9 protein-coding genes are annotated in these 12,421 nt (G+C 64.8%); 5 read left to right on the top strand and 4 right to left on the bottom strand.

Annotation, left to right across the window (positions count from 1 at the left end):
• Positions 1-47: 47 nt before the first annotated feature.
• Genes THSYN_RS02245 through THSYN_RS02235 form a run of 3 tightly spaced genes read left to right on the top strand, consistent with a single transcriptional unit; the run spans position 48 to position 6,388 of the window.
• The gene (locus THSYN_RS02245) at positions 48-2,408 is read left to right on the top strand and encodes a helix-turn-helix domain-containing protein (protein ID WP_100917703.1); all 2,361 of its coding nucleotides are present in this window, start codon (positions 48-50) and stop codon (positions 2,406-2,408) included.
• Between the two features lie 36 nt (positions 2,409-2,444).
• Complete coding sequence (locus THSYN_RS02240) at positions 2,445-5,108, top strand: TrlF family AAA-like ATPase (RefSeq protein WP_100917702.1); 2,664 nt, start codon at positions 2,445-2,447, stop codon at positions 5,106-5,108.
• A gap of 5 nt (positions 5,109-5,113) precedes the next feature.
• The gene (locus tag THSYN_RS02235) at positions 5,114-6,388 is read left to right on the top strand and encodes an RNA-binding domain-containing protein (RefSeq protein WP_100917701.1); all 1,275 of its coding nucleotides are present in this window, start codon (positions 5,114-5,116) and stop codon (positions 6,386-6,388) included.
• A 138-nt stretch (positions 6,389-6,526) separates the two neighbouring features.
• Here THSYN_RS02235 and THSYN_RS02230 read toward each other — a convergent pair whose 3' ends face one another.
• From THSYN_RS02230 to THSYN_RS02220, 3 genes are all read right to left on the bottom strand, one after another.
• A complete protein-coding gene (locus THSYN_RS02230; RefSeq protein WP_100917700.1) occupies positions 6,527-8,893 on the bottom strand; it encodes a hybrid sensor histidine kinase/response regulator in 2,367 nt (788 codons plus the stop codon).
• A gap of 12 nt (positions 8,894-8,905) precedes the next feature.
• Positions 8,906-9,892 carry a substrate-binding domain-containing protein gene (locus tag THSYN_RS02225; protein ID WP_100917699.1) on the bottom strand — a complete coding sequence of 329 codons (987 nt, stop codon included), beginning with the start codon at positions 9,890-9,892 and terminating at the stop codon, positions 8,906-8,908.
• 271 nt (positions 9,893-10,163) lie between these two features.
• Complete coding sequence (locus THSYN_RS02220) at positions 10,164-10,511, bottom strand: hypothetical protein (protein WP_157817401.1); 348 nt, start codon at positions 10,509-10,511, stop codon at positions 10,164-10,166.
• Between the two features lie 34 nt (positions 10,512-10,545).
• Between THSYN_RS02220 and THSYN_RS02215 the strand changes: the two genes are divergently transcribed.
• The gene (locus THSYN_RS02215) at positions 10,546-10,965 is read left to right on the top strand and encodes a hypothetical protein (protein ID WP_100917697.1); all 420 of its coding nucleotides are present in this window, start codon (positions 10,546-10,548) and stop codon (positions 10,963-10,965) included.
• Positions 10,962-11,582, top strand: coding sequence for a hypothetical protein (locus THSYN_RS02210; RefSeq protein ID WP_100917696.1), 621 nt, complete (start codon positions 10,962-10,964; stop codon positions 11,580-11,582). The genes THSYN_RS02215 and THSYN_RS02210 overlap by 4 nt, the downstream gene beginning before the upstream one ends.
• A 24-nt stretch (positions 11,583-11,606) precedes the next feature.
• Here the strand turns inward: THSYN_RS02210 and mtgA are convergent, their stop codons facing one another.
• Positions 11,607-12,407, bottom strand: a complete 801-nt coding sequence (gene mtgA, locus THSYN_RS02205) for a monofunctional biosynthetic peptidoglycan transglycosylase (protein WP_100917695.1) — start codon at positions 12,405-12,407, stop codon at positions 11,607-11,609.
• Between the last annotated feature and the right edge of the window lie 14 nt (positions 12,408-12,421).

The following is a 12,421-nucleotide window of genomic DNA, read 5'->3' as shown; positions in this document are numbered from 1 at the left end:
AATCACGTCCTACCCAATCATCAAGAGAACTCCAAAGCAAACCTACCATGCTGATGACAGAGATTCCCAAGATTGATAGGCAGCATGGACTGCACCCGATCTCGGTATCCGACAGCGACGCACTGAACATCGTGTTTATCCACGGACTCGACGGCGATGCGTTCACCAGTTGGATGTCGAATCCGGACGATATCGCTACCTTTTGGCCTCTCTGGTTGGCCAAAGACTGCCCGGACGCCGGAGTTTGGACCCTGGGCTATCCGGCGAATTCGACGAATTGGAAAGCACAGTCAATGCCATTGGCGGATCAGGGCGTGCAATTACTCGATCGGCTGGCGACGCACCGACTCGGCGAGCGGCCCTTGTTGTTCGTCAGCCACAGTATGGGTGGCATCATCGCCAAACAATTGCTCCGCCACGCAAATGACCTGGGGGTGCCGCGGTGGCAGAAGATCGCGACACAGACCCGTGGCATAGCGTTCATCGCCACGCCCCATTCCGGGGCCAATCTCGCGAACTTCGCTACCTTCGCAAGCGCCATTTACCGCACCAGTGAGTCGGTTAAGGATCTGGCGGCCCATCACCCGCGTCTGCGCGAACTGCATAACTGGTTCCGGTCCTATTACAATGACCACGGACTGGTCTGCCGAACCTATTGTGAGAGCTTTGAGGTGCGCCCCGAACTACTCGGTACCATCACGCTACCGAAGGGCATCGTCGTAGTCGATCAGACAAGCGCCGAGCCTAACCTGCCGGGTGAGGTAGCGGTGCCCCTGCAGGAGGATCACATCAGCATTTGCAAGCCCAAGGATCGATCCGCGCAACTATATGAGAGCCTGTTGGACTGGGTCCGGGAGTGTTCCCGGACTGTCGCCCGTCAGCCTTTATCAAATTCGTCAATGCAAGCGCCGAACGGCGCAGTGGGCTCCCCAATAACGGAACTGGGCTTGCTGCGATCAGACGCACGGGAGCCCGCCCCGCTGGTTATCACTGGTGCGGGTATCGCCCGGAGTGACAACTGGCAACACTCCATCGCCCGCCTGATCAAGGCATCGGGTCGGCTGACCAGCCGGGAGTTGGCGGAGGAGGCAGGCATCAACCGGGGCCAGCTTAATAACTGGCTGAACGGAAAAAGAGCGCTCAGCGATGACCGAGCGCGAATCGTCGGACAGATTCTGCTGAAGCAGATCAAGAAGCCGGGGCTGGTGCCAGCAGCAGTGTTGGCGACCTATGCCGAGGAGTTAGATGCCCTGGATCGGTTTCTGGCCGGTGTATCGGCCGGTGGGAATGAGGCATTGGGTCCGGTACCGGTCGATGCATACCTGCCTGCCGGTCATCCGGCCTTTTGTAAGCGCCAGTGCGAGGAGGATTTGGAGCAGCAACTCGCCATCCGCCCCTTCACACTCGGCATTCGGGGTGGGCGCAAGACCGGCAAGTCCACGGCGGCGCGCTGGCTCGCCGCCCGGCTGAAGTCGGAAGGCCCCCCGCTACTCTACTTCGAGCTATCGCCACCCGAGGGTCGCGATATCTTCCAGAAGATGACTCCCGCGGACCTGTTTGCCTGGCTGGATCAGCAGGCGCGGGACGCCTTGCCGGACGCAAACCTCAGCCCCCTGCGGGACTGGCGGGGCTTCGTGCCCTGGGTCGGCGAGAACCTGTTGCGCTACCGCCAAGCGGACAACCGCTGTGCCTCGCTCTTCTTCGACGGCATCGAGAACCTGAGCCGCGAGTCCCAGGATGCCCTGTTCATTGCACTACACAGCCTGAGGAACGCCAAGGCGCGTGATCCGAACTATCGCTTTATTAACCTGCTGTGCGCATTCGATCCAGGGCGGGTGCAGAACCCTAGCGGGGCCCTTCTAGGCAGGTCAGGATCGATCCTGTTCAATACCGCGGTTCCGCGTGCGGGAAACATCCCGCAGGGGGCTCTGGTGCGGCTCGTGGAGTGGCGGTTAGGTCTCGCAGGCCACGAGCGTAACCAGGTGGTCGACCGCCTCTGGTCATGTTGTGCTGGGCACCCCTGGTTAACCCAGGTTTGGTTGAACACCTACGACGCGTCGGGCGCCGCCCTGACCTACAGCACACTGGACGCGCTGGATCGAGAGCTTGCCGATCGATTCTTCGATCCAAAGACAGGTATCGCGCCCGCTCCCGGGGTGGTTAGTACGGACTTGGTCAGTCGCCTCGCATCGGAATTGGGGCGTACTCAGGGCCTCCAAGACCGTATCACGGCGGCGGTACTTCCCGACCCCAGGGCTGACCCGTGGCGAAGCGAGAGGGGGGACGTCGCTAACTGGAGTCTGCTCTCCGACACCGGGCTCTTCGCTCCGGGCGAGGACCCTGGAACTCTGTGTTGCACGCGCTGGATCGCGGAACGTCTCGTCGAGCAGCACTGCCCCGACCAGTAGCCCTGACTCCATCCTGAAACGCTCTGATCTCAAACCATGTCCCCCATCACCGAAGCCCTCAGCCGTTCAGCGGGCGCCGTCTTCCGGCGCTGCGCCCTGCAGGTCAACACCTGGGCCTATGCCGAGCGCTGGCGGCAGCAGCATCATGGCCGGACTGAGGCGGAGTTCAACGCCGACCTGGCGGAAACCTGTGCCCGGCTGGGCGTGCAGGTGGTCGGTCTGGCTGATCATGATGGGATCGGCGCCTACCCGGCCTTGACGGACGAACTGACGGCCGCCGGCGTCACGGTCTTCCCCGGATTCGAGCTGACCTGCGCTGAGGGCTTTCACATGGTCTGCCTCTACCCGCCCGGCACCTCGGGCGATGAGCTGACCCATTTGCGCGGTGGACTCGGGGTCGATGTCAGACAACCGGGGGAACCCTCGACGCAGACCTGCATCGGGATCGCGAAGCGGGTGATCCAGGAGCAAGGGGGCATCTGGTACGCGCCGCACATGTCCCAAGACAACGGACTGCTCAAGGCCAAGCTCCCGGCCATCTGGCAGGAGGACCGCTGGGTGCTGGCCGGACACCTACCCGGGCCACCAGAGGACCTGAAGGAGATCGACCTGCGGCGCATCGCCCTGAACCAGGACCCGAACTACCGGCGCACGCGCCGCTTGGCCTTCATCCGCGCCGGGGACGTGGCGAATCCCGGCGACCTGGAGAAAGTCGCCTCTACCTGTCTGATCAAGATGGCCGAGCCGTCGATCGAGGCCCTGCGTCAGGCCTTCCTCGACCCCGATTCCCGCATCCGTCTGGAGGCTCCGGAGCGCCCCCACGCGCAGATCGAGGCCATCGCCATCGATAACGGCTATCTGGATGGCCTGCGGCTGCACCTGGCGGACAATCTCAACGCCATCATCGGCGGTCGGGGCACGGGCAAGTCCACCCTGATCGAGGCCCTGCGCTATGCCCTGGATCAGCAGCCGCTGACCGAGGAGGCGCGCAAGACCCACCGGGAGATCCTGAAGGAGAATCTGCGCGACGGTGGCGCCGTGACGCTGGCGGTGCGTTCCCAGACCCAACTCGGGCGGCGCTTATTCGTGCGCCGACGCTATGGCGAGCCGGCGGAGGTTCGCAATGAGGACGGCAGCCTGTCCTGCCTGACGCCTGCCGACCTGCTGCCCCGCCTGGGGATCTACGGGCAGAATGAGATCCTCAAGATTGCGACCGATGAGGCGTCCAAGACCAACCTGCTCGCCCGCTTCCTGCCGCTGGGCGACTGCGAAGGGCCCCGTCGGGCCGAACTGGGCGCGGCCCTGGCGCGCAACCGGGGGGAACTGGTCAAGGCGAGCGAGGACCTGGATCAGGCCAGGTCCGCCGTCGCGCAATTGCCGAAGCTGCGCGAGCAGGAGTCGCGCTACCAGGAACTGCACCTGGACGAGAAACTGGCGGCGGTGCGCGCGCTCAGTCGCGAGAAGGGTCTGGTCGGGCGGGTGGATGAGGAACTTGGGGAGGTCGCCCAGCGCGCCGGGGACCTGGTCGAGTCGGTCAGTGCCTGGGACCTGACCTACCTGAGCGACAAGGCCCTGGACGGCCTGCCCCATGGGGTGCGGCTCACCGCCATGCGCGAACGGATCGCGACCTGCGCGGCCGATCTGGACCCGCATCTGACCGCGATCACTGCCGCCCTGGCGACCCTGACGAGCGGCCTTGAGCAGGAGCAGGCGGCGTGGCGATCAGGGGTTGCGCAGGTCGAGACCGAACTGGCGCGGGCCGCCGCCGACCTCCCCGGTCTCTCCGGTAAGCCCGGGGAGGCGATCGGCCGCGAGTACATGGACCTCGTCCGACGCATCGAGTCGATCGCGCCGCTACAGGCGCGGCTCGCTGGTTTCGAGGCCGCGGTGCGCAGTCTCGAGGACGAGCGCCGTCAGTTGTTATCCGAGTGGCGTGACTGGCAGGCGCAGCGCTTCGACGAGTTGGCGCGGGCCGCCAAGCGTCTGAACCAGAAGGAACTGCAGGGCAAGCTCCGGATCGAGGTGCGCAATTGGGGCAATCGCGAGGCCCTGGGCGATTTTCTCCAGGCCCTGCCCGGCGTTGGTCCCAAGAAGATCGAATGGCTCGACCGGGTCGATACCCTTTCCATCGCCGCCCTGTCCGCGGCCCTGACCCAGGGGGCGGATGCCGTTCTCGCCCTGTACGGCGCGGACGGCCTCGGTCGCGGCCTGGCCGAGCAGTTGGCCGGCCTGCCGCCGGTCCAGCGCTGGGCGCTGGAGGAACTGGAACTGCCCCCGCGGGTGGAGATCCATCTCAACGTCGCCCACCAAGGGGAGCGCTATCGTCGGCTCAGTGACCTGTCCACCGGTCAGAAGTGCACCGCTATTCTGCACCTGCTGCTGCTCGACAGCGACGAGCCCTTGATCGTGGACCAGCCCGAGGACCACCTGGACAATGCCTTTATCGCCGACCGTATTGTAACGACGCTGCGGGCCGCCAAGCAGCACCGTCAATTCCTCTTCGCCACCCATAATGCCAATATTCCGGTCTTCGGTGACGCGGAATGGATCGGGACCCTGCGTGCCGACCAGGATCATGCCGAGATCGATCCGCAGGAATCCGGCGCGATCGATCAGTCGCGGGTGCGCGATGCGGTGAGCGAGATCCTCGAGGGCGGCCAGGCCGCCTTTGAGATGCGCCGGGCCAAATACGGATACTGACACCGATGTTGAAGACCGAGCTGTATCAACTCATCGCCAACGGCGAAAGCTCCGGCGTCGAATTCAAGCGCGACGACGTCCGCCCCGAGTCACTCGCCAAGGAAATCGCCGCCTTCGCCAACTTCCGCGGCGGGCATGTCCTGCTGGGGGTCGAAGACGACGGCCGGATCAGCGGTCTGCAGCGACCCAATGTCCAGACCTGGGTGATGGACACGGTGAGTCGGTACGTCCACCCGGCCATTATTCCGTTCTATGAGGAGATCGACCTGGGCGGCGATGGGCGGGTCGCGGTGATCACGCTGGAACAGGGCATGACCAAACCTTATGTGGTTCGCAATAACAACCGCGAGGACATCTATATCCGCGTCGGGGATACCTCCCGACTCGCGACCCGGGAGCAGCAGGCGAGACTGTTCCAGGAAAGTCAGATGTTCCATGCCGAGGTCCTGCCGGTGTCCGGGACCGGACCCGACTCCCTGGACCATCGACGACTGGTCGACTATCTGATCCGGGTGCTGGGCGAGCCCGCGGCAGAGTTCCAGGCCGAACCGTCAGGATTGGAGCGCCGCTTGATCGGACTGAGTCTGCTGGCCGAAACGCCGCTGTCCGGTCGGGCGGCATCCATCGCCGGTCTGCTGCTGTTCGGCAGGAACCCACGGGCGCGGCTGCGGCAGGCGGGACTGCGCCTCATGGTGTTCGCGGGCGAAGACCGGGACTACGAGGCGCTCCTGGATCAGCTTATCGACGCACCCCTGGTGGAATTGGTCGAGACCATCGACGGCGGCGACAACAGTGAACCCGGCGAGTATCGCGAACCCGGCCTGATCGACCTGGCCCTGGAGCGCCTGCGCCCCTTCCTGAGCCGCGAGACCGGTCCATCGGACGAGACTATTCGCCGGGAGCGTCCCTGGCGCATCCCGCTGACCGTCCTGCGCGAGGCCCTGCTCAATGCCTTCGCCCATCGCGATTGGACCCGCGCCGGCGACGTGGAACTGTGTGTCTATTCCGATCGGGTCGAGATTGCCAGCCCCGGCCCCCTGCCGAACGACATGACTGTCGAGAAAATGAAGGCCGGGCAACGCTCCCCACGCAATCCCCTGCTGGTGGACATCCTGCGGGATTACGGCTACGTGGACGCCCGCGGCATGGGGGTGCGACGCAAGATCATTCCCGCGATGCGCACCCTTACCGGTGCCGAGCCCGAATACCGAGTCGGCAACGACGAGGTCCGGTTGGTACTGACCCTGCCGGCACCGATCTCGGTCCCGGCGGCCATTTGAGTAACAAGTCAAGAACAAGTCGAATACCATCGTTGTCGTTGTCGTTGTCGTTGTCGTTGTCGTTGTCGTAAATCCGAAATCCGGCAGTTGCTCACGCCAAGACGCCAAGAATACAGTGGGGTAAGCAACGTCACCAGGTCACCCGCCGGTCCACTTTGTCAACATCGCCTCCAAATCCGCAAGGCGCAACGGCTTGACCAGAAAGTCATCCATCCCTGCGGCAATGCATTGGTCGCGATCCTCCTGGAAGGCCCCCGCGGTCAGCGCGATGATCGGGACCCGCGGTTTACCATGCTCAAGCTCCCAGGCGCGAATCTGCGCGGTCGCCCGGAAGCCATCCATGACCGGCATCTGACAGTCCATCAACACGATGCTCGGGCGGGCGCCGCCCGTGATGAAGGTGACGGCTTCAAGGCCGTTCTCGACATTGTCGACATGGGCCCCGTGCTTCCTGAGCATGCCATTGATCACCTTACGATTGATCAAGTTGTCCTCCACCACCAGGACGGATGCGACACCCGGATGGGCCGTCGGCGGCGCCGCGGCTAATGTCGGCAGCCGCGCCTCCCCGGGGCTAGGCTGCGGTGGTGGCGTAACCACTGTCAGGCAGACCCGGAACCAGACGCGTGAGCCCTTGCCCGGCTCGCTTTCAATGCCGGTTTCACCGCCCATGAGCTGGGACAGGTTGGTCACGATGGACAGCCCGAGGCCGGAGCCGCCGTATTCGCGCGTAATGGAACCATCGACTTGCGAGAACGGTTTGAACAGGCGCTCCAGCTTGTCCCGGGCAATCCCGATGCCGGTGTCGCTGACCGCGAACTCCAGGACGACGCCTTCCTCAGTGCGCCCGATTTCCGACCCGGCGATGTGAATCGCGCCGTGCGCCGTGAACTTGGCCGCGTTGCTGACGAGGTTGGTCAACATCTGCCGCAGGCGCAGGGGATCGCCCCAATAGCGAACACCGGCCGGTCCGCTCCATACACTGTCGAGCGTCAGGCCCTTTGCATCGACCAACTGGCGGAACAACAGGGCGACCTCCTGGAGCAACTGCCGCGGGTCGAAGACGGACTCTTGCAGTTCGAGTTTGCCCGCTTCGACGCGCGACAGGTCCAGGATATCGTTCAACAGGTTCAGCAAGGCTTCCCCGGAATGGAGGATGGTGCGGGCATAGTCGCGGCGCTGCGCCTCCTTGGCGTCCGGCATCAGGAGCAATTGGGCCATGCCCAGGATGCCGTTCATCGGGGTGCGGATCTCATGGGACATCGTCGCCAGAAACCGGCTCTTGGCTCGGGTTGCGGCCTCGGCCGCCTGCTGTGCCTCAAGCAGTTGTTGCGCGGCGGTCCGTTGGGCCGCCAATACGTCGAGATGGCGATTGAAACCGACCACCATGTCGGCGAGTTCGTCGATGGTGTCCGGCAGCGGCAACGCCGGGGGAATCGTTTCCGGATGCTCCTGCAAGCGGCTGAAACCCCTGGAGACATCCCGCACCGGCGCGACGACCAGGCGCGCGAAGCGCAAGGCCAGCAGGCCGATGACGACCAGGCCGATCAGGAGCAGCAGCAGGCCTGCATAAATCAATGCATCAACCGGTGCGGTCAGGACGCTGCGCGGCAGGGCGCCGACGAGGGCCCCGCCGGTTCGTGGCTCCGATACGGAACTCAAGATGACGTCTTCGCCATCGAGCCGCAACGCCTGGATGGGAGCGCCCGCTTGAAGCAGGGACTTGAAGGCCGGGGCGGCCTCCTTCCCCACTAATCGCGGGTCAGTGTGGTAGACGAAGCGACCATTGCGATCCAGCAACATCAGACGCAGATGCTCCGGGGTCTTCACCTCGTTCAGAAATGAATTGATGACGATCGGGGCATCGATATTGATAACGAGCAATCCCACCATGTCCGTGGTACCGGTTTGCGGCACGAAGTACCGCACACCCCGGGTGACCGTCAGCACGCTTTTCTTGGTCGATGCGCGATTGAGGTTGTCTTCGATCCCCCGCCAATAGGCCGGGGTCGCGCTGTGGCGGGCTTCATCCAGCATCGCCTGCACGCGCGCGGTGTCGACATCGCGCACGTCGAGCGTGTCGCCGACGTGAAAGTGCCGATCGTCGGTTGCGAACAGATCGATCGAAACGAGCCCCTTGACGCGCACATAGCTGTTGAGGATATAGCCGATCTGCGCGTGGGTCGTGAGTATGGAGAAGGTGTCGGGGTGCGTCTGGTCAGTCTCCCCGCCGGCCCGTAGCGCCTCCCCGATCGCCTCGTTGCCGGCGATGTTCGCCGCCAGGCTTTCGATCTGCTCGGCATAGAGCCCGAAATAGGCGCGCAGATCGGTCATCTGCTGCAGGTGAAACTCACCGGCCTGCGCGATGATGATGCGACGCGAAATATCGAACGCCGACACCCCGAGCAGCAGCAGCGGCACAATACCCGCCAGCAGCAGGTAGCTCAGCAGGCGGGCGGTGATACTGATCCGCAACCGGGGGCGTCGCACGGTGATCTGCGCCAACCGGGCTGTGCCCTATTTCAGGGTTGCGGACGTGACCAGCCGGGTGTCGATCAGTAAGACCTCAGCCACGGCATCGCCGTTGAGCAGTCGCAGCGCGAGCGCGATACCCTGGAACCCCTGCTGCGCCGCCTGCTGGTCGACCGTTACTGTCAAGCGCCCGGCCTTGACCTCCTCCAGCGCCTCAGGCAGGGCGTCGTAGCTCCCCACCTTGACGTCCGACTTACCGGTGTCCTGGAGGTATTTGAGCACCCCAAATCCCATCATGTCGTTGGCCGCAAAGATTAACCTGACGTTTGGGTGTTTGGCGAACAGTTGTTTGGTCACCGCATAGCCTTCATCGATCTTCCAGTTCGCACTTTCAGCGGCAACGAGCGTGATGGCAGGATGTTCGGCGAAGGCCCGCTTGGCGCCCGCCAGGCGTTGCCTGGCGTTGTCGGCACTGCGGATGCCTTCAATGATGGCGGCCTCAGTCGGCTGCGCCACGTCGGCGGCGAGGAACTTCGCGGCACGATAGGCCGCCTGTTCATTGTCGACGCTGATGAATGGGATGGGCGCCAGAGCGGCCTGCGCGACCGCCGCGGGATCGAGGCGGTTATCGAGATTCACCACTTTGATGCCGCGCTCCAGGGCCTTCTTCAGCACCGGCACCAGGCGTTGCGAATCCCCCGGGGCGATGACGATGGCGTCGACCTTGGCCGCGATCATGTCATCGACGATCTGTATCTGCTGCTCGATGGACGTTTCCTGGGCCGCGGTCTTGACCTGCAGGTCGACCCCCAACTCCTTTTCGGCGCGGCGTGCCCCTTTTTCCATCTCGATGAAGAACGGATTGGTCAATGTCTTCATGACCAGGGCAACCCGTTTGAACGCGGGTTGCGGGCTTACCGGCGACTCCCCGGTGACCGGCGCCTGCGCCGCGGTGCTGACGGCCGGGCCGCCGGAATCACCACAGGCCGCCAGCATCAGTGTCAGGAACAGACTCGTCAGGATGCGTGTCATAAGTCAAACCCGGCGCAGAGATGCCGACGTAGCAGGACATCAATGGCGCAGTATGATGATGAATTTCTCGACTGTCATAAGAGGGATTGGAACCTCAGCCGCCCAAGGCCGGGGGTGAGGTCGATCGCCGGCCCGCAGCGCGACGGGGCGGGGCGGTCGGGGCGCAACATGGCCGTGAGGCAGGGGCGCCGCGGCAACCGTGACCGATGCCCGCACCTGACCACAAATGGGCCTGGTCTGTCCAGTATTCTTGGCAATTTTTGACCATTTTTCATTGTGGCCCAGCGGTTCCATCGCGCCCGTGACGCACCTGGCGGGCCGGTGACACGGCGGCGCGCGGTCGTCGGTGCCCCGCGCCGCGCGCGCCGGTCGCCGGAACTACCCCGTGCGGGACCACGAAGACCGGACCATCGCGGTGCTTTACAGTGGCGCCGCCGGTGTCGGCGGCCCCCGCCGCCTCGGGGAGGCCGGAGTCGTCCAGCACCCCGACTTGCGCAAAGGCGTAACAGCGCCCGTCTGCGCAGAAGCCGGGCGGCCCCAATTGCGCCGCGTCACCGGCCCGGCCGAGGCCGACCCAGGGACTGGGGGTAAGCACCGTCAGCAATGCTCTTGTTGCCATATCTCAATCGCTAAACGAGTATTCGGAGTCGTCGATGAAGCCCAGTGCATTCCTCTGCGCCGCGCTCTTGTTCGCTGGTCTCGGCAGCCTGCATGCCGAGGGCGTCCGCAAGGCCATCCAGTTCCCCAAGGGGCAGTCCTCCGCCACCCTGGCCGCCAGCGTCGTGCGGGGCGAGACGGATCGCTATGATATCACCGCCAATGCCGGCCAGACCATGACGGTCAGTATCAGTTCCAAGGAAGAGAATGCGGCCTTCACGATTTATCAGCCGGGATACAAATCGGTTGTGGATGACGGCGTGCCGACGATCACCGGACCGACGCTGGCGGGTGCCGGCGAGGGTGAGGATGCGATGAAGTGGGAAGGCCCTTTGCCGGCCTCCGGCAAGTATCTGATCGAGGTCGGCGGCACCCGCGGTAGCGCGTCCTATAAACTCACGGTGACCATCAAGTGAATACCCGGTCGACCATTGGCGTCGCGCGGCCGGCGGCCCTGTTCCTCGCCGTCATCGCCGGTGCGACGGCGGCGGAGAAACTCGATACGGCGCAAAGACGCGAACTCGATACCTTCTTCAGTAACTTCTCCGAGGCGCGGGTGGAGAGTTTCACCCCGGGCAGCCTGTCCGACGACGCCCTGCTGAGTTTTGCCCTGGCGCATAACTACATCAACAAGTTCAAGACACTCAAGGTGAGCCGGGACAAACTGTCGGTGCTGGTGCCGGCGGAGTCGGTCGACCGCACCACCGAGAAGTATTTCGGCCGAACCCTGGGTGCCCACCGGGGTGCACCCTATTCGGTGCCCTTGGCCGATGGGGAGGCCCTGCCCTTTTCGCAGGTCCGGACCCTGACGGCGCGCGGGGAGGCGGGGCACTATCAGGCCGAAGGGATCATCTATCAACCCGGCGGCGTTGGCCCGCTCGATGTGCACGCCACCCCGCAGACCTGGAGCCGGCAGGGCGCGGAGGTGCAAGAGACGGCGCGGTTCACGGCCGTAATCGACAAGGTGAGGACCGGGGGGGGCGAACGGTGGGTCTTGCGTGAATATCGGGTGCGGACGGTCGCCCCCAACTAGCGGCAGGCGCGGTGAGGGCCAGACTCACAGGCGCTCCAGATAGCGTCGCCCGCCGATCCGCTGGGTCTGATCGGCGATCCAATCGGCGCGTCGTTGCAGCCGTGCCGAGGGGCGGTCCAGGCGGTAGGCGCCGGGGGCGGGCAGGACGGCGGCGAGCAGGGCCGCCTCCCGCAAGGTGATGTCATCCACCGCCCGGTGAAAATAGCGCTCGCTGGCCGCCCCCACCCCGTAGGTGCTGGGGCTGAACTGGACGATATTGAGATAGACCTCCAGGATGCGCTGTTTGGACCACAGCACCTCCATCAGGGCGGCGAACCAGGCCTCCAGCCCCTTACGCACCCAACTGCGCCCCGACCACAGGAAGAGATTCTTGGCCGTCTGCTGGGTAATGGTGCTGGCCCCCCGCAGGGTCCCGCCGCGGCGCCAGGCGGCCAGGGCCTGGCGCAGTTCCACCGGGTCGAATCCATGGTGGTAGGCGAAGCGCTGGTCTTCGCCGGCGATGACGGCCAGGGGCAGGACCGGCGGGATGCGCCCCCAGGGTACCCAGGCGTGGTAAAAGTAGGGCGGTGCCCGATGGATCCGCCAGGCGACCAGCGCCTGGCGCACCATGAAGGAGGACACGGGCGGATCGATCCAGCGCAGGGCGCCGACCAGCAGGGCGCTGCCCAGCGCCAGGGCCGCCAGGCCCCGGGACAGGAGGTACCAGAGAACCCGCAAGACACCCCGCGGGGACCACCGCGGCCCACCGAGCGCGGCGACCGGCGGCGCGGCCGTACTCGGTGCCGCCGGCTGCGGCACCTCTGGTTCGCTCAGTGCTGGGTTCATGCGCGCGCCAACCT

Source organism: Candidatus Thiodictyon syntrophicum (genome assembly GCF_002813775.1).
Taxonomy (GTDB): domain Bacteria; phylum Pseudomonadota; class Gammaproteobacteria; order Chromatiales; family Chromatiaceae; genus Thiodictyon; species Thiodictyon syntrophicum.
The sequence above is the reverse complement of the archived record's forward strand: the minus strand, read 5'-3'. Positions and strand labels throughout refer to the sequence as shown.

Coding starts and splice junctions, on each gene's coding strand:
- THSYN_RS02220 (WP_157817401.1), bottom strand. CDS start 10,511: ATGGCAACAAGAGCATTGCTGACGGTGCTTACCCCCAGTCCCTGGGTC.
- THSYN_RS02225 (WP_100917699.1), bottom strand. CDS start 9,892: ATGACACGCATCCTGACGAGTCTGTTCCTGACACTGATGCTGGCGGCC.
- mtgA (WP_100917695.1), bottom strand. CDS start 12,407: ATGAACCCAGCACTGAGCGAACCAGAGGTGCCGCAGCCGGCGGCACCG.
- THSYN_RS02235 (WP_100917701.1), top strand. CDS start 5,114: ATGTTGAAGACCGAGCTGTATCAACTCATCGCCAACGGCGAAAGCTCC.
- THSYN_RS02240 (WP_100917702.1), top strand. CDS start 2,445: ATGTCCCCCATCACCGAAGCCCTCAGCCGTTCAGCGGGCGCCGTCTTC.
- THSYN_RS02215 (WP_100917697.1), top strand. CDS start 10,546: ATGAAGCCCAGTGCATTCCTCTGCGCCGCGCTCTTGTTCGCTGGTCTC.
- THSYN_RS02245 (WP_100917703.1), top strand. CDS start 48: ATGCTGATGACAGAGATTCCCAAGATTGATAGGCAGCATGGACTGCAC.